17 protein-coding genes are annotated in these 23,378 nt (G+C 63.4%); 8 read left to right on the top strand and 9 right to left on the bottom strand.

Annotation, left to right across the window (positions count from 1 at the left end):
- Together A2J03_RS22170 and A2J03_RS22165 are read left to right on the top strand one after the other, a co-directional pair.
- A partial coding sequence (locus A2J03_RS22170; RefSeq protein ID WP_156520526.1) for a non-ribosomal peptide synthetase occupies nucleotides 1–7,040 on the top strand: 7,040 nt, incomplete at its 5' end.
- Between the two features lie 96 nt (nucleotides 7,041–7,136).
- Entirely contained in the window at nucleotides 7,137–7,736 is a 600-nt protein-coding gene (locus A2J03_RS22165) for a hypothetical protein (protein ID WP_231912650.1), read from the top strand.
- Between the two features lie 30 nt (nucleotides 7,737–7,766).
- Here the strand turns inward: A2J03_RS22165 and pabB are convergent, their stop codons facing one another.
- The 3 genes from pabB to A2J03_RS22150 all read right to left on the bottom strand — a co-directional run bounded on the left by pabB (nucleotide 7,767) and on the right by A2J03_RS22150 (nucleotide 10,789).
- Complete coding sequence (gene pabB / locus A2J03_RS22160) at nucleotides 7,767–9,830, bottom strand: aminodeoxychorismate synthase component I (protein WP_068378309.1); 2,064 nt, start codon at nucleotides 9,828–9,830, stop codon at nucleotides 7,767–7,769.
- 8 nt (nucleotides 9,831–9,838) lie between these two features.
- Entirely contained in the window at nucleotides 9,839–10,156 is a 318-nt protein-coding gene (locus tag A2J03_RS22155; protein WP_068378298.1) for a chorismate mutase family protein, read from the bottom strand.
- A gap of 294 nt (nucleotides 10,157–10,450) precedes the next feature.
- Nucleotides 10,451–10,789, bottom strand: a complete 339-nt coding sequence (locus A2J03_RS22150; protein ID WP_068378296.1) for an RNA polymerase-binding protein RbpA — start codon at nucleotides 10,787–10,789, stop codon at nucleotides 10,451–10,453.
- Nucleotides 10,790–10,938: 149 nt separating this feature from the next.
- Between A2J03_RS22150 and A2J03_RS22145 the strand changes: the two genes are divergently transcribed.
- Nucleotides 10,939–11,262, top strand: coding sequence for a hypothetical protein (locus A2J03_RS22145; RefSeq protein WP_068378307.1), 324 nt, complete (start codon nucleotides 10,939–10,941; stop codon nucleotides 11,260–11,262).
- A 7-nt stretch (nucleotides 11,263–11,269) separates the two neighbouring features.
- Here the strand turns inward: A2J03_RS22145 and A2J03_RS22140 are convergent, their stop codons facing one another.
- Complete coding sequence (locus A2J03_RS22140) at nucleotides 11,270–12,046, bottom strand: MBL fold metallo-hydrolase (RefSeq protein ID WP_068378294.1); 777 nt, start codon at nucleotides 12,044–12,046, stop codon at nucleotides 11,270–11,272.
- A 54-nt stretch (nucleotides 12,047–12,100) separates the two neighbouring features.
- On the opposite strand from A2J03_RS22140, the gene A2J03_RS22135 reads away from it, so the two are divergent.
- The 3 genes from A2J03_RS22135 (at nucleotide 12,101) to A2J03_RS22125 (ending at nucleotide 15,132) form a co-directional block, all read left to right on the top strand.
- Nucleotides 12,101–14,062 carry a phage holin family protein gene (locus A2J03_RS22135; protein ID WP_068378292.1) on the top strand — a complete coding sequence of 654 codons (1,962 nt, stop codon included), beginning with the start codon at nucleotides 12,101–12,103 and terminating at the stop codon, nucleotides 14,060–14,062.
- Nucleotides 14,063–14,155: 93 nt separating this feature from the next.
- Nucleotides 14,156–14,611, top strand: coding sequence for a tellurite resistance TerB family protein (locus tag A2J03_RS22130; protein ID WP_068378290.1), 456 nt, complete (start codon nucleotides 14,156–14,158; stop codon nucleotides 14,609–14,611).
- A 26-nt stretch (nucleotides 14,612–14,637) separates the two neighbouring features.
- A complete protein-coding gene (locus A2J03_RS22125) occupies nucleotides 14,638–15,132 on the top strand; it encodes a DUF6328 family protein (protein ID WP_068378288.1) in 495 nt (164 codons plus the stop codon).
- On the opposite strand, the gene A2J03_RS22120 is transcribed toward A2J03_RS22125, so the two are convergent.
- Nucleotides 15,106–15,993, bottom strand: coding sequence for an aldo/keto reductase (locus A2J03_RS22120; RefSeq protein ID WP_197480912.1), 888 nt, complete (start codon nucleotides 15,991–15,993; stop codon nucleotides 15,106–15,108). The two genes, A2J03_RS22125 and A2J03_RS22120, sit on opposite strands and share 27 nt — an antisense overlap.
- Before the next feature lie 33 nt (nucleotides 15,994–16,026).
- Nucleotides 16,027–17,157: a GGDEF domain-containing protein gene (locus A2J03_RS22115; RefSeq protein ID WP_068378286.1), complete on the bottom strand. Its 1,131-nt coding sequence runs from the start codon at nucleotides 17,155–17,157 to the stop codon at nucleotides 16,027–16,029.
- 276 nt (nucleotides 17,158–17,433) lie between these two features.
- Between A2J03_RS22115 and A2J03_RS22110 the strand changes: the two genes are divergently transcribed.
- Nucleotides 17,434–18,579, top strand: a complete 1,146-nt coding sequence (locus tag A2J03_RS22110) for a sensor histidine kinase (protein WP_068378284.1) — start codon at nucleotides 17,434–17,436, stop codon at nucleotides 18,577–18,579.
- Nucleotides 18,576–19,232 (top strand): response regulator, encoded by a 657-nt coding sequence (locus A2J03_RS22105; RefSeq protein WP_068378303.1) that lies wholly within the window; start codon nucleotides 18,576–18,578, stop codon nucleotides 19,230–19,232. The genes A2J03_RS22110 and A2J03_RS22105 overlap by 4 nt, the downstream gene beginning before the upstream one ends.
- Nucleotides 19,233–19,330: 98 nt before the next feature.
- Here the strand turns inward: A2J03_RS22105 and A2J03_RS22100 are convergent, their stop codons facing one another.
- From A2J03_RS22100 to A2J03_RS30685, 3 genes are all read right to left on the bottom strand, one after another.
- The gene (locus A2J03_RS22100; RefSeq protein ID WP_068378282.1) at nucleotides 19,331–20,128 is read right to left on the bottom strand and encodes an ABC transporter permease; all 798 of its coding nucleotides are present in this window, start codon (nucleotides 20,126–20,128) and stop codon (nucleotides 19,331–19,333) included.
- A complete protein-coding gene (locus A2J03_RS22095; protein ID WP_068378280.1) occupies nucleotides 20,125–21,024 on the bottom strand; it encodes an ABC transporter ATP-binding protein in 900 nt (299 codons plus the stop codon). Before A2J03_RS22095 ends, A2J03_RS22100 begins: the two co-directional genes overlap by 4 nt.
- Nucleotides 21,025–21,938: 914 nt before the next feature.
- Nucleotides 21,939–23,300, bottom strand: a complete 1,362-nt coding sequence (locus A2J03_RS30685) for a hypothetical protein (protein ID WP_156520524.1) — start codon at nucleotides 23,298–23,300, stop codon at nucleotides 21,939–21,941.
- Nucleotides 23,301–23,378: the final 78 nt, after the last annotated feature.

Here is a 23,378-nt window from a genome sequence, read left to right as displayed (position 1 = left end):
TCGGTGTCGACGCGTACATGGTTCAACTCGGACTCGAACTGCGTGGAGTCGTGGATGCGCAGCGGATGAAAGCTGCAGCGCAGGCACTACTGGACCGACACGCGAATCTGCGCACAGCGTTCGTGCACAACGCGAACGGCGAGTCCGTGCAGGTCGTACAGGCAGGTATCGACGTGCCGTGGGCACACCTCGATCTACGCGGTTCCCATGATCCCGAGGCCGCGCTCGAAGCAGTCCTCCGCGAGGACCGAGCAACTCGTTTCGCGCTGGATCGTGCTCCGCTGCTTCGGTTCACCCTGATCACCAAGGCCGAGGGGGAGTGGCGTCTGCTGCTCACCAACCATCACATCCTGCTCGACGGATGGTCCACCCCGTTGTTGATCAAGGAACTGCTGACGCTGTACGCGACGGCGGGCGACGCCTCGATACTGCCTCGCGTTCCCGCATACCGTGACTACCTGAGTTGGATGCGTCGGCGTGATGTCGCGGCATCACAAGCGGCGTGGACCAGGGCCCTGTCGGGCGAGCTCGAGCCGACACTTCTCGCCGACGCAGATCGTGGCCGCGAACTGTCGAGCACCTCGGTCGAGACGACACGCTCGCTGTCGAGGGAGGCAACCGCGTCGCTTCGCGACCTGGCTGCGCATCGCGGGGCCACCCTCAACACCGTTGTGCAAAGTGCCTGGGGCGTGGTCCTGGCCACGCTGACAGGTCGAGACGACGTCGTATTCGGTGCGACCGTCTCCGGCCGTCCGCCGGAGATCCCCGGCATCGAGTCGATGATCGGACTGTTCATCAACACCCTCCCGGTGCGGATCTCGGTCGACCCCTCGGAGTCGCTAGGCGATTTCGTGGATCGCGTTCAAGGGGAACAAGCGTCACTGCTCGATCACCACTATCTCGGCCTCACCGACATCCAGCGGGCTGCAGGCAACGGCGTGTCCTTCGACACGCTGACCGTGTTCGAGTCGTACCCAGTCGACCGCGCGGGCCTGTCGGAAGACACCGACATCGCCGGACTTCGTGTAGCCGACGTCGTCGGAGCCGATGCTGCGCACTACCCGTTGACGTTGGTCGCGTCAGTGGACGACCGTCTCCATCTCAAGGCGAAGTACCTCCCGGATCTGTTCTCCGACAGCGACGTCGAGCGAATCATCGCGCGCGTCGTTCGAGTTCTCGACGCGATCGTCGCGGACGACCGGACACCGCTGGCCCGAGTCGGACTACTGAGCGATCTCGAACATTCGGCGCTCGCGCCGGTGCATGGTGCGGCAGGCGGTTCCACCGTGCTGCTTCCGCACATATTCGAAAACGCGGCAGCACTCTCGTCCGAACGCACCGCACTTCGCTTCGGCGACGTTTCGATGACCTACGACGAGCTCGATCGAGCGTCGAACCGTCTCGCCAGGCTGTTGCTGGCCCGAGGTGTGTACGCCGAATCGTTCGTCGCTCTCGGGCTTTCCCGGTCCATCGAATCCGTGGTGTCCGTGTGGGCCGTCGCCAAGACCGGGGCGGCATTCGTCCCGGTCGATCCGAACTACCCGCGTGATCGCATCGGGCACATGCTGACGGATTCGGGCGCAGCGTTCGGGATCACCGTGCGCAGTCACGCTGCGGATCTACCGGATTCCCTCGCCGAGGGTAGGTCGTGGATCGTTCTCGACGATGCACTCCTCGTCGAGGAACTCGGCACGTTCTCTCCCTTGTCGATTCAGGAACACGAGCGGGTGTCGGGCATCGGCGTCGACAGCACTGCCTACGCGATCTACACGTCCGGATCCACCGGTCTGCCCAAGGGCGTCGTGGTCACGCACAGCGGTCTGGAGAACTTCGCGAACGAGCAGGCCGAGCGCTACAGCATCACGCCCGAGTCGCGGACGTTGCACGTGTCGTCGCCGAGCTTCGACGCGTCCGTACTCGAGTATCTGCTCGCATTCGGGCGCGGCGCGACGATGGTGATCGTTCCGCCGACCGTCTACGGTGGAGAAGAGTTGCACGACATCCTCTCTCGTGAGCGGGTGACGCACGCGTTCATCACTCCGTCCGCGTTGGCTTCGGTAGACCCAGCAGGTCTCGATACCTTCCGACACGTCGTCGTCGGAGGCGAGGCAGTACCAGCCGAGCTCGTGTCGCGGTGGGCTCCCGGACGTCGCCTCTACAACGGCTACGGTCCGACCGAGGCGACCATCATGTCGAACATCAGTGATCCGTTGGACGCGGCTGGTGCGCTCACCATCGGTGGACCCATTAGGGCTGTACACGAAGTCGTTCTCGACGGCCGTCTCCAGCCGGTTCCGGTCGGTGTCAAGGGCGAGTTGTATCTCGCCGGGGCAGGACTCGCTCGCGGCTACCACGATCGGCCTGGCCTCACCGCCGAGCGTTTCGTGGCCAACCCCTTCGGTGCGCCAGGCGAGCGCATGTACCGCACCGGTGACGTCGTGCGGTGGACGCCGGAGTTCACCGTCGAGTACGTCGGACGAAGCGACTTCCAGGTCAAGGTCCGTGGATTCCGCATCGAACTCGGCGAGATCGACGCTGTACTGGCAACGCATCCGAGCGTCGACTTCGTCGCGACGATCGGGACCGAATCCCCCTCCGGGGCAACGATGCTCGTCGCATACGTTCGAGCGACTTCCGGTGCGACGGTCGATCACACGGAACTCACCGCGCATGCGTCGGCGAGCCTGCCCGGCCACATGGTGCCCTCGGCCATCGTCCAACTCGACGAGATTCCGTTGACTCCCGTCGGCAAGCTCGATCGCCGGGCGTTGCCGGCTCCGGAATTCGCTGTCGGCGCAGGTGACTACCTCGCTCCGCGGACTGCGACGGAGGTCGCCGTTGCCGAGGTCTTCACCGACATTCTCGGGACCGAGCCGATAGGGGCTTTCGACAACTTCTTCGATCGCGGGGGAGATTCACTGTCGGCGACGAGAGTGATCGCCCGGGTCAACTCGGCACTCGGCACTCGCCTCGGTGTGCGGGCGATCTTCGAGTCCCCGACGGTGGCGGGTTTGGCCGCACTGGCTGGTGAGTCCGCAGGAAGCGACAGTCGACCCGTTCTACGTGCCGTCGAGCGTCCTGCCAGCATCCCGTTGTCACTCGCGCAGCAGCGAATGTGGTTCATCAACCGATTCGATCCGGCCTCGCCTGCGTACAACGTGCCGCTCGTGGTGAAGCTGACGGGTGCTCTCGACGAATCTGCCCTCCGTAGTGCAGTGGCGGACGTGCTCGAACGCCACGAGTCTCTGCGCACGACGTTCCCCTCGCGGGGAGACGCTCCCGAGCAGCACATTCATGACGCAGCCGACGTGCTGCCCGCCGTCGAGGTCTCCTCGGTCGGTCAGAGCGAACTACGGGAGAAGATCGGCCACTTCGCTGGGCTCGGCTTCGATGTCACGTCGGAGATTCCGATTCGTCTCGCGCTGTACCGCGTCGAGGACGCCGAGCACCCCGCACACATCACAGCGACGACCCACGTACTTGCTGTCGTCGTTCACCACATCGCGGCGGACGGTGCTTCGATGGCACCGCTGGCACGCGACGTGATGGTGGCCTACTCGGCGCGAACTTCGGAGACCGCCCCCGCCTGGGCGACGCTCACGGTGCAGTACGCGGACTACACGCTGTGGCAGCGCGAACTACTCGGCGCCGAGGACGACGCGAGCAGCGTGGCGAATCGCCAGTTGACCTTCTGGCGGGAGACTCTCCGCGGGATACCCGACCTGCTGCCGCTGCCGACGGATCGCCAGCGGCCCACCACCCAGGACTTCCGTGGTGGGCGGGTGAAGTTCGACATCGACGCCGATCTGCACCGCCGCCTGTCGGTGTTCTCGCGTGACCGCAACGCCACGATGTTCATGGTTGTACACGGCGCATTCGCCGCGACGTTGTCGCGGTTGAGTGGCATCGACGACATTGCCATCACCACGCCGGTCGCTGGTCGTGGTGATGCCGCACTGGACGATCTGGTGGGAATGTTCGTGAACACACTCGTTCTGCGGACTGTGGTCGACGTCAGCGAATCGTTCGATTCGTTGCTCGCTCGCGTGGTCGACTCGGATCTGGAAGCGTTCGGGCACACCGAGATTCCGTTCGAACGGATCGTCGAGGTCCTCAACCCGGCGCGTTCGACATCGTATGCGCCGTTGTCTCAGGTCGCATTATCCTTCCAGAACAACACGAAGGCCCAGCTCGAACTGCCCGGACTGACAGTCGAAGGATTCGACTTCGATGTACCGGTCGCGAAGCAGGACCTGCAGCTTCTGCTGTCGGAGACCTTCGACGGCAGTGGCGAGCCAGCGGGTATCGAGGGCGCATTCGACTATGCGAGCGCGCTGTTCGATCCCGCGACAGTGCAGTCGTTCGCGGACCGCTTCGTGCGGATCCTCGATTCGGTCACTCGGGATCCGGCATCACCCGTCGGCGACGTCGACATTCTCGGGTCGACCGAACGCCCGATGTTCGCACCGGCTCGCGGTGAAGCAGGTGGCGAGCCCAGGACGTGGCCGCAGATCCTGGCCGAAGCTGCTGCCGCGAATCCCGACGGCATCGCCGTCGAATACGGTGACGTCGGACTGACCTATCGTGATCTCGACGAGTGGTCGACGCGGATCGCGCGGATGCTCATCGACTTCGGTGTCGGACCCGAGACCTTCGTCGCGTTGGCGTTGCCACGGTCGATCGAGTCGATCCTCTCGATCTGGTCCGTCGCGAAGTCCGGAGCGGCGTTCCTGCCCGTGGATCCGAACTATCCATCGGATCGCATTGCACACATGCTCGATGATTCGCAGGCCCCGATAGGTCTGACCGTCCGAGCGCATCGAGAGTCGCTCCCGGATACGATCACGTGGCTCGTGGTCGACGACGAGGAATTCGCTTCGGACGTCTTGCGGTACCCGACGCATCCGGTGACCGACGCCGATCGCACGGCGGCGCTGCACCTGGACAACCCGGCGTACCTTATCTACACCTCGGGCTCGACAGGTCGCCCGAAAGGCGTTGCGGTTCGGCATCGCGGACTCTCCAACCTGGAGGATGAAGTCACCCTCCGTTTCCATCCGACACGTTCGTCCCGCATTTCGCACCTCGCGTCGCCCAGCTTCGATGCATCCGTCTACGAATTGACCATGGCATTCGGTGTCGGCGCCACCATCGTCATCGTTCCGCCCGGCATCTTCGGCGGCGACGACTTGGCAGATCTGCTCGAACGCGCCCACGTCACGCATGCGTTCCTGACGCCGGCCGCCCTCGCGTCGATCGAACACCCGCGCCTCGCGGACGTGGGTGTGCTCGCCGTGGGTGGTGAGGCGTGCACGCCGGAACTGGTGTCACGGTGGGCGCCGGGCCGAATGATGTTCAATGGCTACGGTCCGACGGAGACCACGATCCAGGCAAGCGTCGGAGGCCCACTACGGCCGGGAAAGATCATCGACGTCGGAAGTCCGGCACTGGGATTCCGATTCCTGGTCATGGATGCTCGACTTCGCCCGCTTCCGGTCGGCGTGCCGGGCGAGTTGTACATCGCCGGACCCGGTACCGCGCGCGGCTACCTGGATCGCTTCGGTCTGACCGCCGAACGCTTCGTCGCCGATCCGTACGGCGAACCTGGTGAGCGGATGTACCGGACAGGCGATGTGGTGCGGTGGACTGTCGATCACACGATCGAGTTCGTCGGACGCAGCGATTTCCAGGTGAAGGTGCGTGGGTTCAGGATCGAGCTGGGGGAGATCGACTCGGTACTCACCGATCATCCGGCGTTGAACTTCGCCGCCACGGTCGGTCACACCGCGCCGTCCGGGGACACCGTGCTCGTGTCGTATGTTCGCGTAGCCGACGATCGGCACGCCGAGGTAGCCGAATTGATCGAGCACGTTGCTGCAGCTCTGCCGCGACACATGGTCCCGACTGCGATAGTCGTACTCGACGAGATTCCGCTGACCCCGGTCGGCAAGCTCGACCGTCGCGCGCTGCCGGTGCCCGAGTTGACCTCCAGCTCGATGCCGTATCGGGCCGCGTCCACTGCGACGGAACATTCTGTCGTGGGCGTCTTCGCCGATGTACTCGGCGTCGAGCGGGTCGGCGTCGACGACAACTTCTTCGACCTCGGCGGTACATCTCTCGTGGCCACACGTGTCGTGCCGGCGCTCGAGGCGGCAACGGGTGTCCGAGTGCCGTTGCAGTCGCTGTTCCTCGATCCCACGGCGGCCGGGCTCGCAGCTCGGATCGACGGACGTGACGCCGATACGTCCACCGGACTCGACAGTGCCTTCGGAGTAGTCATTCCGCTGCGTGCGCAGGGGACGGGTACCCCGTTGTTCTGCATACACCCGGGTATCGGTCTGTCCTGGGGTTACTCGGGCATCGTTCGCTATCTTTCCGAGGACCGACCCGTCTACGGCATTCAATTGCCCAGCATCGCGGAGGGTGGAACCTTCGACTCCATCCAGGCTTTGGCGCAGCGTTACGCGACAGAGATCCGCAGGGTTGTGCCGGAAGGCCCGTACAACGTGCTCGGTTGGTCGCTCGGCGGTGCGATTGCTCACGCCGTCGCAGTAGAACTCCGTCGGACAGACCAGGTCGTGGAGTCGCTGACGATCCTGGACAGCTACGTGCAAGATTCCGGTGACTCACCTCAGGGACGACTCAGTGTCGAGGAACTCCTCGCCGGTCTCGGTCTCGACCTCGCTGGAGCCGAATCGGAATCTCCGTTGACGTACGAGGGCGCAGTTGCATTGCTGAACGAATCGTTCGGGCAGGAGACCGGCTTGACGCCCGCGCACCTCGAACGTATCAATGATGGTTTCGCCAATTCGACCACGATCATGGCGGAGTTCGTTCCCGACGTTTTCGACGGCGATGTTCTGTTCTTCGAAGCCGCGCATGGGGCGGGCGACGGAATTCGACGCGATCCAGCGCAGTGGCGTGCATTCGTGACCGGAGAAATGTTCGTCAGTTCTATCGAGTGCGCGCACAATCAAATGATCGAACCGGACGTGCTGAAGCAAATCGGAACAGCCTTGGAGAATTACCTCGCGAATTGATCGGCTTTACACACTCGAGACGGTGGTCAAGGAATACCATTGGCTTCGGAATGTAATAGCTCGTCCGACGACGGTCTGGGGATGCTTGTGAAAAAAATGAAGTCTGTGGCTGCAGCGGCAGTAACGCTGTTGGCGGCCACTTCTGTGACGGTTGCATTGGGTGGGGGAACAGCGAACGCAGATCCCACGGAGTCCATCGGTTACGAAACCTCGGTCACCCCGGAGGGTGCTGTCAGCACTGTCCTCGACGCGGGGGCGTTCCGCATCGAGAGCGGGGCCGACTCGGTCGATATCGTGGGCAATTCCGGAACTGTTCTGGCGAGTGTGCCGTTGACGTACTCGGTGAACGGCGCACAGTATTCGATCGCCCCTGCGCTGGTGGGGGATCGGCAGCTGTTGCTGACTCCGCAGCCTGCATCGTTGGTCAGCGAGGTCGCCGGCCCGGTCACCAAACAGGCAGCGTTCGACAACATGATCAACCAGATCGTCATTGGTTACACCAACGGCGGCGCCGTCGGAACTGCGATCGGGGCAGGGCTCGGCTTCGCAATCGGCTGCGTATCGATTTTCCCGAACTTCATCGCGGGCTGCATCATCGGTACGGCGATAGGCGTCGTGGCAGGCACCATCATCGGTACGGTCAATGCCAATCCGAATGTCCAACCGGCAGTGTTCGAGTACTTCACGACACCCTGACGACCGGAACAGAAAGCCGGAGGGACCTGCCTACTTGTCCTTCCGGCTTTCTTTCTGCGCGGAGCCGGTCAGCGCGCGCCGCATCGACACTGCTTTCACCATCGTCTCCTGAAACTCTTCTTCCGGGTCCGATAGCGCGACGATCGCGCCACCCACACCGAAGGTCACCTCGTGCTCGGTGGACACTATCGTCCGTATCACGATGGAGAAGTCCGCGGTTCCGGTCAGCGAGAAGTAGCCGATAGCACCCGAATACACGCCGCGCGGCCCGTCTTCGAGCTTGTCGATGATGGCCATCGTCCTGATTTTCGGGGCACCCGTCATCGATCCTCCGGGGAATGCCGCACCGATGCAATCCACCGCCGAGGCGTCGTCGCGCAGTCGGCCGCGCACGGTCGAGACAAGCTGGTGCACCGGCGCATACGTCTCGACGTCGAACAGCTTCGGTACGTGCACCGAACCCGGTACACACACCCGCGCCAGATCGTTTCGCACCAAGTCCACGATCATCAGATTTTCGGCTTTGTCCTTCTCGTTGCCGAGAAGGTCCGCCCGCAGCAGGGAATCCTGTTCCGGTGTGCTGCCACGGGGGCGCGTGCCCTTGATGGGCTTGGACTCCACCACTCGGTCTGCGTCGATCCGAAGAAACCGCTCGGGAGACGCGCTGGAGATCGACAGGTCCGTGAATCCGAGGAATGCGCTGTAGGGCGTCGGATTGATCTCGCGGAGATAGGAATACGTATCGAGTGCGTCGATCGGGCCGGGAAACGAGGCAACATTGGTCAGACACACCTCGTACGTCTCACCGGACCTGATTTCGGCAAGGCATTGCTCGATGAGCCCGAGGTACTTCTCACGATCGTGCCGAAGTTGCAGGTCCTGTTCGAACTCCGGTGCGAACAGCGGACTTTCCTGGGGCTGAGAACTATGGGCGCCCTCCCGAAGCGAGGTGAGCGCATCGACTACACCCTCGAACCAGGTTGCCGTTGCAGGATCGCCGTGCTCCTCCACCAGGGCCATCGCGTAACAGCATCCCGACTCATGGTCGAAGACCAGTGCGCGATCGGCGAATACCATGGAGGCGTCGGGAGTCGGCGCGGTGTGAACGAGTTGGCCACCGACATCTGCTTTGAGCTCGTACCCCAGATACCCGACGTACCCCAGAGCGAACGCGAACGGCAGATCGTGGCGAGCGTGAACCGCCCGAGCCTTCAACTGCCTATCGAGGTAGTCGAAGAATGTCGAATCGACCGACTCGGTCGTTCCGTCGGCGCGACTCACCTCGACGCGTCTCTCGGCCACTCGATAGGTGATGTATTCCGCAAGGGGGCCGGAACAGTCACCCATGATCGTGAAGCGAGAGTCAGGCTCCACAGCGGAACTTCCGTCGAGCCAGAAGGTGTTCGGGCCGGTCGCGAACAGCTCACCGAATACTTGCTCGGTGTCGAAGACGCCCTCGATGCACTGGCTTTCGAGGAAGTAGGGCGTTCGGGTGGGTGCAGCGAACGGGTGCAGTATCGATCGAGTGAGATCGCGGAAGTTCGACAACAACTCCCTCCCGTACTCAGTGCTGACGGACTCTGGATGGAACTGCACGCCCCACATGGGCCGACTGCGATGGCGTACGGCCATGACGATGCCATCGGCGGTCCACGCGCAGGCTTCGAGCTCGTCGGGTAGATCCATTGCCGTCAACGAGTGGTAGCGAACCACGGAGTAGGGGGAGGGGATCCCGTCGAACAGCCCGACACCGTCGTGAACTATCTCGGAAATTCGTCCGTGCATCGGCTCCGGAGCCAGGTCGACCTCGCCCCCGAGCAGATGACAGATGGCTTGGTGTCCGAGACAGACCCCGAGAATCGGGAGGTCCGAATCGACGATTGCGCGCGCACTGATTCCAAGATCGTGCGAGGTACTCGGTCGCCCGGGACCCGGTGAGACAACGATGTTGTCGAATTTCGCGAGGTCGAGTGAATCCCAGTCGACGTCGTTCCGAACCACAACGGGCTCCACGCCATTCACTTCGCACAGCATGCTGTAGAGGTTGTACGTGAAGGAGTCGTAGTTGTCGATCAGTAGCGTGCGGACAGTCATCGAAGATCTCACCTACCGCGTTCGCCGACGGTGGAGTCCGCGTCGATGATCAGGTCCTCGACACGGCATGCTTCACCGATCAGAAGGTCGTACACCGAAGCCAGAAAGTCTTCGGACATACCGTGTTCGCGTGCGAATTCGCGTGCCCGGTCCTGAACGACTCCTACGCGATCGGGCTGCATCATCGGAATGTCGAACTCGCGTTTGACGAGAGCAACTCGTGAACAGATCTCGATTCGATCGCGGATAGCCACGAGCAGACCAGCGTCGATGGAATCCAGTTCGGCTCGAAGCGACGCGAGTTGGGTACAGGGCTCTTCGGTCACGTGGTTGCCCCCTCGTTATGCAGACGAATACAGCGTCGTGCCTTTACACGCTCGACATTTCATCGTGCGTTCACTCTCGACTGTTACCCCTCGATGGTCGTTCGAGCCCGGTCCACAATAATCCCACTGCACACAGCAATCGTCATCCTGATCGGTGCAAAATCCATCGTATTGTTTCGGGATTGCTGCACAGTCCGGAAGAAAACAAACCGAAGAAGATGAAATGGGACAAAAAACTGCGCCGAACGAATGTTTTGCAATTCGTTCGGCGCAGCAGGAAAGCTATTTCGGTTCTCAGGCTCCGCGACGTTTGACCTTGAGCAGGTCCATCCGCTCCTTGAGCAACTCTTCGAGTTCTTCGACCGACCGGCGCTCGAGGAGCATGTCCCAGTGCGTGCGCGGTGGCTTGACCTTCTTGGCCTCCGGGGCAGTTCCCTCGAGCAGAGAACCCTCCAGGCCGTTGCGGCACTGCCACGTGCCGGGGATCTCGGCATCGTCTGCGAACGGCACATCGAACTCTTCACCGTTGTCGCATCGGTAGCGAGCGACTCGACGCGGCGCGAGGTCGTGGTCGCGGTCTGTCTCGTAACTTACGGCGCCGAGGCGGCTACCTCGTAGAACGCGATCTGCCATTGTGAAGTCCTCTCCCTCTGTGGTACATGTTCCTCAACGCTCCACCGGTGCGAATCGTTCCCGACCCGAATCGACGACACGGATGGATCCGCGCATACGCCGACGTCATTCTACCGTCATCCACCCGTAGGCTCGAGACCATGTCAGTGATGTCACGTCGGGTACACGCGTGTGCATGGTGCGGACGCGAGGTCGCCGACTCCGGGATGGGTCGGCGCCGGCGTTATTGCAGACAATCCTGCAGGCAGCGGGCCTACGAACACCGGAGCGCGGTCAAGGGCACCTCGATCCCCGAGGATGCCGTCGTCCTGTCGTCCGAGGAGGCGTCAGCACTCATCGATCGAACCTTCGAAGTCAGGTGCGCGGCCGAGGATGTCGCTACGGCCGTGACGGAGGGAGCAGGAGTCGACGAGCTCACTCGCCTCTGCGAGGAGTTGATCACCCGAGCCAAGGACGCGGAGCGCCTGCGCTGACCATCGCTCAGTCCGAAATCTGCCAGGGTTCGCCCGGGTCGAGGAGGGTGGCCGACATGCTGAGTGAGGATGCCTCGACGACGAAGTCCGCACCTGGTTCGTGGAACAGATGCGGACGGAACCGATCGAGCCCGACCGGCCAGAGGGTCCCGTAGTGAATGGGGATCGACATACGCGCGTGCATAGCCGACGCTGCACGCGCGGCAGCTCGAGCGTCCATATGTCCGGCGCCGAGCGTCGGGCCCCATCCTCCGACCGGGAGCAACGCAAGGTCGCACCGCGGCACCCACTCGGCCATGTCGTCGAAGATCGCTGTGTCGCCCGCGAAGTAGATGATCGAGGAGCCAGTGATGACGTAGCCCAGGGCATCGACATCTCGGGGCCCGTGACGCCATCGGCGGCCGTCATGGTCGGCCGGTACCGCGGTGATGCGGAGGGCTCCGACGCCGACGGTTTCACCGACGGAGATGTCGACGAGGGGATTCCCGAGCTTGCGTAGACCGCTGAGTCGTTGGGATGCGCCTCGAGGCAGCACGATCGGTGTAGTCGCGGACACCTTCGCCAACGACGGAAGGTGGGTGTGGTCGCTGTGCAGATGCGAGAGCAGAACTGCGTCAGGAGAGTGCACGTCGACCGGAGGGCTCCCGCCGCGTCGGCGCACCAGGTGGCCGACGCGGCGCGTCAGTACAGGGTCCGTGAGCACGGTGGCCCCGTCGAGGTGGATCTCCACGGTGGCGTGGCCCCACCACACCACGGTGCCGGGTTTCCTTCGGCCTTCGGCCATGGGGTCTACCATTCCAGAAATCGAGCAGACCCTCTCGGGTACGGGGGAGCGACCATGGTGTGGCGGCTGGGCATCGAATACACGGTCTTGGCGGCCATCTCGGCGGCCATGTTGGTAATCGCTGATCTGTTCATGCCCGGGTTTCGACTCGACCGAATCGGAACGACGAGCTTTGTCGGGGTGGTGCCGAGCGCGGTAGTTCTTGCAATCGTGTTCGGTGCGCTCAATGCACTTCTGTGGCCGCTGTTTCTCAGAGCCATGATGTGGGTCGGGCCGGCTCTGCTGTTCGTCTCGGTCTTCGTTGCCAGCGGTCTGTTGATGTTGCTCAGCGTGACGCTCGCGCCGGTCGCAGACTTCGACGGTCCGATGGACACCACCATCCTCGCATTGATCCTGTCTGCGACGACCTCCGTCGTATCAGGGGCGATTGCAGCGCGGCGCGACAACACCTACCGCATGATGGTCGTGCGACGCCATCGCCGGTCCACCAGCGGCTCGCCGAGCCCCGCGGAGGCACCAGGCCTGGTGTGTATTCAGATCGATGGGCTCGGTCATGATGTGCTTCGTCGAGCCATGTCGTCGGGAGAGGTGCCCACGATAGCAAGTCTCGTGTCGTCCGGCACTCATTCGCTCGTTGCGTGGCATACCGATTGGAGCAGTCAGACCGGGGCAAGTCAGCTCGGAATCCTGCACGGTTCCAATCACGATGTTCCGGCATTTCGCTGGTACGACAAGTCCTCTCGCACAATCGCGGTCTTCAGCGATCCCGCCTGCAACGCCGAACGCGAACGGGAACGCGGCGACCTCACTGGTCTCTTGGCGGACGACGGTGCAAGCCGCGGAAACTTGTTCACCGGCGGAGCCCAGGACAACGTACTGGTGGTCAGCCGGATGAAGGGTGCACGAATGGGTGGCGGGGGAACCGGTTACTCCGGCTACTTCATCGACCCGGCCAACGCTGTGCGCACCTTCGTTCGGCTCGTGGCCGAAGTCATCCGCGAGATCAGACAGAACCTCATCTCGCGCAGGCGTGGCATCGTTCCGCGGGTACCGCGTGGCGGGATCTACCCACTGGTGCGCGCTTTCACCACGGTGGTGGAGACCGACGTCGTCGTTGCAGCTGTGATCGGCGATATGGTGCGCGGTCGTTCCATCGTCTACGCCGACCTGGTCGGATACGACGAGGTATCGCACCACTCGGGCGTCGAGCGCCCGGAGACGCTCGCAGTGCTTCGTAAACTCGACGCCGAAATCGCGATGATCCACGCGGTGGCGCAGAGCAGCGAGCGGGCGTATCACCTGGTGTTGCTCTCCGACCACGGACAGAGTCAGGGGACCACCTTCACGACCCGGTACGGCGAGACGCTGCAATCGCTCGTTCTACGCGGATGCGCTCTTGCCGAAGCCTCGGACCGACCGATGCACGGCGGCGGAGCAGAAGGCGCCGCCTACGCCGCAGCGAGTGTCGGCATCGGATCCGCCGACAGCGCGGAGTCCGGGGTCGACAAGGTCGTCGTGCTGGCGTCTGGCAATGTCGGACTGGTCAGCTTCGCCGACAATCCTGAGCGGGCCACGCGCGAGTGGATCGAGGCCGCATATCCAGGATTGATCGCGATGCTGATCTGTCATCCAGGGATCGGCTTCGTGCTGGTGGCAACGGAGTCCGGTGAATCCGAGGTACTGGGTGAGCACGGAAGCATGTCCCTCGAAACAGGATCCATCGTGGGGGAGGACCCTCTGGCAGTGTTCGGTCACGGGGCACTGGACTTGATTCGTCGGACGGACTCGTTCGGCAACGTCCCCGACATGATGATCAATGGAACATACTGGCCGGATACCGACGAGGTCGCTGCATTCGAGGAACAGGTGGGCTCCCACGGTGGTCTCGGCGGTCAGCAGACACGGCCGTTTCTACTGCATCCGGCCCCACTTCCGACCCCGCCGGGCCCGATTCACGGCGCCGAGGCGATCCATCGCATTCTCATGCACTGGCGAACGTCTCCTGTAGGGCCCTAGCAGCGGGTGCCGGTTTTTCGGAGGATCGACGTGCACAATGGGGGCGATCGCACGAACGGTGCGGACCAAGGAACGCAACACAAAGGATCTTCTATGGCTTTCTGGGACCAGCTCAAGGCAAAAGCCACCGAACTCAACGGTCAACTGCAGACGAAGACCGTCCAGTTCAAGAACAAGGAGTTCGCCAACGGCAGCATGGCGATGTGCGCGCTGATCGCCGCCGCCGACGGCTCCATCGATCCAGCCGAACGCCAGAAGACCGCTGCACTCATCTCCAGCAACGAAGCACTCAAAGTGTTTCCGGCAGACGAGCTTCGACAGAAGTTCGATTGGTACTGCGACAAGCTCGCAGGCGATTTCGACTTCGGCAAAGTCGAGGCCACCGCCACCATCGGCAAGCTGAAGAGCAAGCCTGATCAGGCACGTGCTGTGATTCAGATCGGAATCATCATCGGTGGCGCCGATGGAAAATTCGACGACGACGAAAAGAACGCTGTCAGGAACGCGTGTTTCGCGGTGGGAATCGACCCGGTCGAATTCGAACTATGACAGCTCGATGTGACTGATCCCCACACATGACGAGCAACGAGGATCCCGACCACCTCGAGTGGAACGGCAAGGTACGCAAAGAGACTCCAACTCAGCAGCTGGACCGCAATTGGTTGGCCTTACTGCAGGAACTGCGTGTCCTCCAGACCGGAGTTCAGTTGTTGACGGGCTTCCTGCTTACCTTGCCGTTCCAGAGTCGGTTCGACGATCTCTCCTCCACCGGACATGCCGTCTACCTCGTCACAGTATCCGCATCTATCGTGGCGACGATTCTGCTTGTCGCACCCGTCGGCATGCACCGGTTGCTGTTTCGGCAGCGGGCGATCGGAGCGCTCGTGAGCGTAGGAAACAGACTCGCAATCGGCGGACTGATCATGTTGGGTGTCACATTGATCGGTGCTGTGGCGTTGACGTTCGAGATCGTCCTTGGAATGAGCGCCTCACTCCCGGCTGCCGGAGTCGTGGGACTCCTTCTGATCGGTTTCTGGTTCGTCCTACCGCGGGCGTACCGGAACGGGTGATGGCGAGGCAAGAGCATCGAGGCGGTCAAGCTCGAACGGTTCGAGAACAAGGGATGCCGCCGCCACATTCGCTAGCAGGTGGGTGATCCGGGTCGTGCCGGGAAGCGGAATGACGGGCTGATCGCGTCGAAGACTACTGCCGTGAACCCAGGCCAACGCAACCTGACCCCGAGCTACCCGATGCCGTGTGGCGATCTCGTCCAGCGTGGTCGCGAGCGCGTCGTCGGTGGGTGAGTGAATCGATCCATGGCCGTGTGGCGAGTGCGCCACGAGCGTGATGCCCAGTTCGCTCAGTACCGGCAACATGGGTTCGACGCTTCGCTGCGTTACCGCCCATTGCTCCTGCACGGCCGTGACTGGGTGGACTAGGTGGGCTCTCCGTACGTCGTCGACGGTGACATTCGATAGCCCAATCGCTCTGATTTTTCCGGCGCGAACCAGATCGGCCATGGCTAGGACTGTGTCCTCGATCGGCGTCACGTCGCTGCGGTGATGAAGGTAGTAGAGGTCGATCGTATCGACGTTCAACCGGCGCAAACTGCCGTCGATTGCGGACCGCACTGTCGCCGGATCGGCACGAACGCTCCAGTCGTCGCGGTCACCCGACGCGCCCCAATAGACCCCGAACTTGCTGCACAAGATGACCTGATCTCGCAGGGGCCCGACGACCCGGCCGATGAGTTCCTCGTTGCCGTACATCTCGGCCGTATCGAGGAGAGTCACTCCAGCGCCGACCGCGGCACGCACCAGAGCGTCCGGGTCGCGGTCCGGTTGTCCCCATCCTTCGTCGACCAATCGCATGAGACCGAGCCCCTGCACCGGAAGCCGGCCGAAGACCCACTCCATGGTTCTGATATCCATCGCGCAAACGTACAACCTCGATCGCGGTTGATGTCAATGTCGTTGTGGTGCCCTGACTGTCGATTCACGGCCGGTCGCAACGGTGCTGACACCCATCACGGATACGCCATGTCGTTGTGGACCCGAACTTCGCTTGCGGCTGGCTTTCAGTCGATACATCTCGGCGTCGGCCAGTCTGAGCCCGTCGCGCGCCGACTGCTGCTCGTCGTCTCCGACCGAGATGGCGACTGTGGCCGCACCAACACTGACGGTGAGTCCAGAGATCATCCGAGCGCACGCGAGGTTCGACACGAGCTCTTCGCTGCGGACGGCGATGTCCGCGGGTCGGCCGATCGAGACGCACGCAAACTCGTCGCCACCGAGCCGAGCTACAACCCAGTGGTTGACAGCGAGCGCCCGCAGGTGTTGGGCCAGGTCGACGAGCACTGCGTCGCCGGTGTGATGTCCGTAGGTGTCGTTGACGCCTTTCATGCCATCGACATCGATGACTACGGCGCACAGGACGCTCGGTTCGACCTTCCGCGCCGTTACGGAGACCGCAGTCACCGCAGCAAACAACCCACGCCGGTTGTGCAAACCGGTCAGAGAATCCACCAGGGATTCGCGCGCACGTGATCGAAGTTCGCTCACGTAAACCATCAATATGAGCGGCGCCGAGAACATCAACAGCATGGTCAGACTGTGGGCTGCGACGACCCATCCGCTTGCGGCGCCGGAGTGGACGGTCTTGACCGCCACGATGCCGAGAACGACGGCGCCGTACAGCATGTGAAGGACGCAGGGGAGTAGCGGCACTGCTACCACAGCAAGCGAGGTGACCACCGCGAACAGCACGGTTCCGCCGATCGCCGTCATATCGGTGTCTTTCAACAGAAGACACACAGTTATCGACACGTCCGAGTAGACGATGAACGCGACCAGCCAACGAGGACTCGGCCATCTGCCGACGAACCAGCGCACGGCAACCGGTAGTGCAGAAATGCTGACCGCGACGACGACCAGACCGCGCCAACCGCTGTATTCCTCCGAGGGCGCGCTGACCAGACCGATTACGCCGATCACCAGCACACCCAGACCCACCAGAAATTGTGTGACCCGGGTGCGACGCACATTGAGGTCCAGCAGCCCGGAGGCAGGGAGCGAACCACCACGACGACGAGGCATGGAACTTCGGTCTGCGGAGAAACGGGAACGCACGGCGAACATCGAAAACCTCTGGATGGAAAGTTAGGCCACAAGCAGTGACTGACACGGAGCGTAGCGGGCCGCCTGACGTTTGTATCGGCGAATACTCAACGAAACTGCTGTTTCGTGATGCTGCACAGTCCACTGCCTCGATTCGGTGCGTCACAGTGACGCAACGAATCGAGGCAGCTTGCCTTCGGCCGGATCAGACTTTCGGTTGGTCCCCCGTCGGCGCTCGATGCCTACGCTGAGGGGGTGAGCAATCCACTGCGGTCCCTGCTGGAGGAACCCCGGCCCTCGGCCCCACCGGTTCGGGTACGGCGGGACTGGGCACTGCTGGCGGTCGTGATGGTCTCCGGTGTGCTGGAGGGTGTCCTACGTGAGGACATGCCGCTACCGGGGTTGTCGATGGTGCTGGCGGTCGGACTGGCGCCGCTGCTGTTATGGCGACGTACCCACCCGCTCGCAGTGATCGCGGCCGCCTTCGGCGTGGTCGCTGTGGTCGACATCGGCCTGATCGCATCCGACGCACCAGCGCTCGACGTGTACACAATGCTTTACTTCCTGCTGCTGCCCTACGCACTCTTTCGGTGGGGTTCCGGTCGAGAGGCTGTTGCGGGTCTGGCGATCATCCTGTTCGCGGCCACCATGGGGTTCGTCGTCAGCTGGACCGGGGTCGCCGACGCAATCGGCGGGGTCGCTGTCCTGATTTCCGCCTTCGCCCTGGGTTGGGCCGTGCGTTCCCAGCACGACGCCCAGCAACGGAGACTGGAGCAGGTGAAAGCCGAGGAGCGGGTCCTGTTGGCGCGCGAGCTACACGACACGGTGGCCCACCACGTCTCTGCCATCGCCGTCCAGGCACAGGCAGGGCGCGCACTCGCGGCGACCAGCCCGTCGTCGCCGCTCGAGGCGCTGGAGGTTATCGAGGCGGAGGCGTCGCTCACGCTCGCGGAGATGCGGGCGATGGTCCGCGTGTTGCGCAACAAGGCGCCGGCAAACTACGCCCCACAGCCCGGTGTGGTCGACCTCGAGCGGCTGTCGGGGGCCTCGCCGACCGGCCCCCGGGTGGAGGTGACGATCTCGCATGAGCTGGCCGCACTCCCGCGGGCTATCGACGCCGCCGTGTTCCGGATCGCCCAGGAGGCGGTGACGAACGCGCTGCGGCATGCCAGGAATGCCACCCTGGTCGACGTGCGCGTCGCAGGGGACCAGTCAACCGTCAGCCTCGCCGTCCGCGACGACGGTGACGCCGATCCACGGGACCCCGACCCGGACTCAGGATTCGGGCTCGCAGGGATGGTCGAACGCGCCCTGCTCCTGGGCGGCACGTGTCAGGCGGGCCCGTGCCCCGGAGGTGGCTGGGCCGTCGTTGCGACGCTCCCATGTCGGGCGCCGAAATGAGTATCCGGGTCCTGGTGGCCGACGACCAGGATCTCGTGCGGACCGGGCTGCGGCTGATCCTCGGCACATTGGACGGCATCGAGGTCGTGGGGGAGGCGCGCGACGGGCGGGAAGCGGTCCGGCTGGCCCGCGAGCTCCGTCCCGACGTGTGTCTGATGGACATCCGGATGCCCGTCCTCGACGGTGTCGAGGCGACCCGAATGCTGGCCGGGCAGGGCGTCGAGGACCCGGTCGCGGTCGTCGTGATCACCACTTTCGACCTCGACGAGTACGTGCACGGTGCGCTGTTGGCCGGCGCCACCGGTTTCCTACTGAAGGACGCCGGACCCGAGCTGCTCGGCGAGGCGATCCGGGCGGCCTCCCGAGGTGACTCGCTCATCTCGCCCGGCATCACCCGACGGCTGCTGTCGACCTTCGCCGGCACGGGTCGGGCGGCACCTCCCGCCCAGCCCCTCGACCCGCTCACCGAACGCGAGGAGCAGGTGCTGCTCACCGTCGCGCGGGGTCGCACCAACGCAGAGATCGCCGCCGAGCTGTACATCAGCATCAGCACGGTGAAGACCCACATCGGCAGCCTCATGGCCAAGCTCGGCGCCCGTAATCGGGTGGAGGTCGCGATGTGGGGCTACGAGACCGGCCGGGTCCGGGAGTAGAGGCCGTCCAGGGTCACTGTTCGCTCGCTGAGTCGATCCACCACGAAACGGCGGTATCCGGACCACAGATAATTCCGGATACCGCCGCCTGTGTCTGGCTACTTGACCTCGGAGCGGCGCAGGAGCAGCACACCGATGACGAGGGGAATGACGATCCAGATCATGGTGGTCGAGCCGAGCATCGCCCACTCCTCACCGGTGTTCGTGGCGCCCTCGAAGAGCGCCACCTGCGTTTCGTTCCAGTCGATCCACGGCTGTAGGTCCTCGAACCACGAACGCACCTGGGCCAGGAGGACGAGGATGCCCGGCATGACCAGTGAGACGACGAAGTAGCCCACGATCGCGGCCGCGGAGTTGCGCAGCACGACACCGAGGGTGAAGCCGATCGCCATGCCGACGAGGTTGCCGAGCACCATCTGGGGCGCCATGGACAACGAAATGTCCCACACGGTGTCGACGCCGGCGAGGGCGGAACCGACCACGTTACCGAGGGCGCCCACCGTGAAGGCGACGGCCACGGAGCCGAGGCCCACGAGAAGGGTCGCGACCGCCTTGGTGCCGATCACGCGTCCGCGGCTCGGCACCAGCGTGAACGTCGTGAGCCCACTGCGCTGGCTCCACTCACTCGTGACAGCCAGGATCGCGATCATCGGCAGGATCACCGACATCGGGAACCCGACCGCTGACGCGAAGCTCGCGTAAGTGACGTCGCTGTCGGGGGCGAAGATGACGACCGCCCCGGTCGCGATGACCGACAGGACGCCGATGCTGGTGAGCATCCAGAATCCGGAGCGGGTGTTGAACATCTTGCGCAGCTCGACCTTGACGAGTCGGGCAATAGGGATGGGCCGGGCGGTCCGGCGGCCCATAGCCGGGGGGACGATCGTGGCGGTCATGCTGCAACTCCTTCGCGTTGGGTGTCGGCAGTGAGCGACAGGAACATGTCTTCGAGGCCGGCGCTCTCGGCGGACCGGAGCTCGGTGAGGGCGATGCCGGCGGTCAGGGCCACGGCCCCCACACGAGTGGGATCGGCATCCGTGCGGACCGAGCCGTCGCTGGCGAGCGTGCAGGGAATCCCGGCCTGCTCCAGTGCATGTGCGAGGTCGCGCGGAGACATCGACCTCGCGAGCGTCCCTGAGGCCGCCAGCAGCTCTCCCTTGGTGCCGGCCGCAACGATCTTGCCGTTGCCGATCACGACCAGGTCATCGGCGATGACCTCGATCTCGTGGAGCAGGTGTGAGGACAGCAGCACAGTGCCGCCCTGGCTGGCGAAGCCCGTCAGGAGGTCCCTCATCCAACGAATGCCCGCGGGGTCGAGCCCGTTGGCGGGCTCGTCGAGGATCAGCACCTGGGGGTCTCCGAGGAGTGCGGTGGCGATGCCGAGGCGTTGACGCATCCCGAGGGAGTAGTTGCGCACCCGGCGCTTGGCCTCGGTGGGGGTCAGACTCACCAGCTCGATCATCTCGTCGATCCGGGTGCGGGGCAGACCCATGGTGTCGGCGGCCACCGCGAGGATCTCGCGGCCGGTGCGGCCGGCGTGCTGGGCCGAGGCGTCAAGGAGGACGCCCACCTCGAGGCCGGGGTTGGGGAGGTCGGCGAACCGTTTTCCGTTGATGGTGGCCGAGCCGGATGTCGGGACGGTCAGACCGACCATCACCCGCATCGTGGTGGATTTGCCGGCGCCGTTCGGACCGAGGAAACCGGTCACCCGGCCGGGCTGGGCGGTGAAGGAGACGTTGTCGACGGCAGTAAAGGCGGCGTACTTCCGGGTCAGGGACTCAACTGTGATCATGGGTTCAACCCTCGCCGCATCGCGTCGTGCGCGTATCGGTTCGATGGCCAGTCTTGTCCCAACCGAAAGTACGAGACTGGGACCTTGCCATAGGTGGTCTGAGCCGTTGGTTCGTCGGGGGTAGTTGCCATGCAGTTGGGTCGCCGAGGTATCGCAGCCGCATCAACACCGGCACCGAGCGTCGGGCAGGACAGCTGCGTCCGTCGTTGCGGGGGTTTGCTCGACGGCGGCGGCGGCGGCGTGGTCGCGAGTAGTCGAACGGCCAGTTCGACGTCTGGTGCACGACTCTAATTCGTCACAGTGACGTATTACAGCGAGGTAGATGCATGTCAGAGTTGAGCCAATGAGGTTGCACCCGTACAGATCACGGCAACCGAGACAACTCGACTGCTCGCAATGAGCATTCGACCGCGAACTCCATAGCGAGCGCAGTACGGGCGAGCTGTAACCTCGACGCCTGCAAAATTATGCACTGAAGAGCCACTGAAGCTAATGGTGACCAGAAGCGTGACGATCACCGTCTACCGTGGCCGCCCAGGTCGATTATTTTGCCGATAATCTACATTATGTCAGGTGAGCCATTCGGTACTGCGAGACCCCTTCGGACTTCCTTGCGGCCAGAATTGTCCAAACACTATTTCTTGAACTGGCCTACCGTCACTCGTCGACGACAACTCCGGCGACATGCGATCTGTGCGCCCCAGGCACCCACTCTGTAGCAAGCAGACGGTCTGGCAGCCGAGTCGGAACTCTGTTACGTCCACACGCCTGAGGGTCGAGATGGTCGATGGCACGAATGGGACCGGACGGTCCACGAATACCACGAAGATTCAAAAAATGAACGGTATCAGGCGTTTTGATCTTGACATGTATTCGGCGTACTGACCATGCACGCCTACATTCATGTCAGCGGGTCACCCGCCCTGGGCCGTCGAATCTTCGGAGTAGTCCATATGCCGTGATCGATCTAGGAGGTCGGCGACGTCGAGGGACACCGGCGGGGCCATGTTCTCATCCGGAATGGATTGCACACCCCTCGCGGTGACCCACACGGTGCCGACGCTGTCGACGGTGACGTCAGGCTGTGGGTTTCGGATCGGTGTGTTGGAGAGAGGCTTCCGGGTAGAACCATCGAGCAGAGTGAACAGCCAGTACTGATGATCAGCGATGTAGGTAGAGGGTCCCATCAGTGGCCACCACTGCGCCCGTCCGGTTCCATCCGGAGGATGACTGACGACCCAGAGCCTGTCTCCGACCTGTCCCCCGTTCAGAACATCGGCGGGCATTGGTTCGGCGGCTTCGACGGTGAGATCGTCGAGTACGAGGTAGGCACTGTGGCCGTCGAAGATGGTAGGTGGCGCGGTAGTCAGGAACGGCTTGTACGACGTGATCGAACTGGTCAATGGCGGTCCATAAGTCGGGGTGCCGTCCAGATCGACTCGAACCAGGCTGCTCGTTCCCAGCGCGCCGGTCGTCGGGTCTCGTCGACGGAACAGCAGAAGAAACCCGCCTTCGACGGTGCACATCGATTCGAGGTCGCCGCAGTCATTCATACTGTGCGACAAAGAATCCTGCCCAGGGCGGACGAGAAGCAGTTCGGCCCTACCGCGGCTCGGCACTGACACCGCAAGCAAGACCTCGCCGTAAGCGGCGGCGTTTCGGATGGGCGCGTCGCTGACCGTCCTCGCGGTGCCATCCGGGTGGCAGTGATAGATGCCGTCCCAGCCGGCCACCCAGCACCCGTCTGCGTGTGCCCAGACGGCCCGGGTCCGGTTGGCCGGTGGGTCGGCGAAGATCTGGCCGGTGATGACGTATTCGGTGACGTGCCGGTTGGAATCGAGGCGGACTACGAGCGGGAGGTCGCGGTCGACCACCCACAGTTCGGTGCCGTGCGCCGACACGGAAGCCGGGACCAGGCTGGACCGCAATGGTGGTAAGGGAACGTCGGTGAGGTCGAGGTCGACCAGGACACCCACCTCTCGGACTCCTTCGAAGAGAACGCCGTCTCTGGTCTGACGGGTGACATCCGCGAAAGGACGCAGCGCTGCGGTGACGTCGCGATAGGTGCGGGTACCAGGGACCGGTCTCCATGGCGCGTTTGTCACGTCGGGATCTCGGCGAAGACTCTCGGTCGCGACGCGTAAGCGCGTAATTCGGCCCCGGATTCGGCCCGTTGTGGCGTACGCCATGTACCCGATCAAGCGGCCGGTGATCTCGATTCGACCGAGCACCGGCCGACGGGTGTAGCACGTGGCCGCCCACCCGGAATTTGTCAAGGCGGGTGAGTCCAGTGGGTGTTAGGCCGCTACCGAATGTTGCTTCTGGTCGGTGTCGGCTGGTTCGGCGGGTTTGTT

This window comes from Rhodococcus sp. EPR-157 (assembly GCF_001647195.1).
In the GTDB taxonomy this organism is placed as follows: Bacteria; Actinomycetota; Actinomycetes; order Mycobacteriales; family Mycobacteriaceae; genus Rhodococcoides.
This window is presented reverse-complemented; position numbering and strand designations above follow the sequence as displayed.

Bases quoted from the DNA above. Each gene is read 5' to 3' on its own strand.
- A2J03_RS22165 (WP_231912650.1), top strand. From the start codon at position 7,137: ATGAAGTCTGTGGCTGCAGCGGCAGTAACGCTGTTGGCGGCCACTTCT.
- A2J03_RS22115 (WP_068378286.1), bottom strand. From the start codon at position 17,157: ATGCCTCGTCGTCGTGGTGGTTCGCTCCCTGCCTCCGGGCTGCTGGAC.
- A2J03_RS22095 (WP_068378280.1), bottom strand. From the start codon at position 21,024: ATGATCACAGTTGAGTCCCTGACCCGGAAGTACGCCGCCTTTACTGCC.
- A2J03_RS22145 (WP_068378307.1), top strand. From the start codon at position 10,939: ATGTCACGTCGGGTACACGCGTGTGCATGGTGCGGACGCGAGGTCGCC.
- A2J03_RS22120 (WP_197480912.1), bottom strand. From the start codon at position 15,993: ATGGATATCAGAACCATGGAGTGGGTCTTCGGCCGGCTTCCGGTGCAG.
- A2J03_RS22100 (WP_068378282.1), bottom strand. From the start codon at position 20,128: ATGACCGCCACGATCGTCCCCCCGGCTATGGGCCGCCGGACCGCCCGG.
- A2J03_RS22125 (WP_068378288.1), top strand. From the start codon at position 14,638: ATGACGAGCAACGAGGATCCCGACCACCTCGAGTGGAACGGCAAGGTA.
- A2J03_RS22150 (WP_068378296.1), bottom strand. From the start codon at position 10,789: ATGGCAGATCGCGTTCTACGAGGTAGCCGCCTCGGCGCCGTAAGTTAC.
- A2J03_RS22140 (WP_068378294.1), bottom strand. From the start codon at position 12,046: ATGGCCGAAGGCCGAAGGAAACCCGGCACCGTGGTGTGGTGGGGCCAC.
- pabB (WP_068378309.1), bottom strand. From the start codon at position 9,830: ATGACTGTCCGCACGCTACTGATCGACAACTACGACTCCTTCACGTAC.
- A2J03_RS22135 (WP_068378292.1), top strand. From the start codon at position 12,101: ATGGTGTGGCGGCTGGGCATCGAATACACGGTCTTGGCGGCCATCTCG.
- A2J03_RS22130 (WP_068378290.1), top strand. From the start codon at position 14,156: ATGGCTTTCTGGGACCAGCTCAAGGCAAAAGCCACCGAACTCAACGGT.
- A2J03_RS22105 (WP_068378303.1), top strand. From the start codon at position 18,576: ATGAGTATCCGGGTCCTGGTGGCCGACGACCAGGATCTCGTGCGGACC.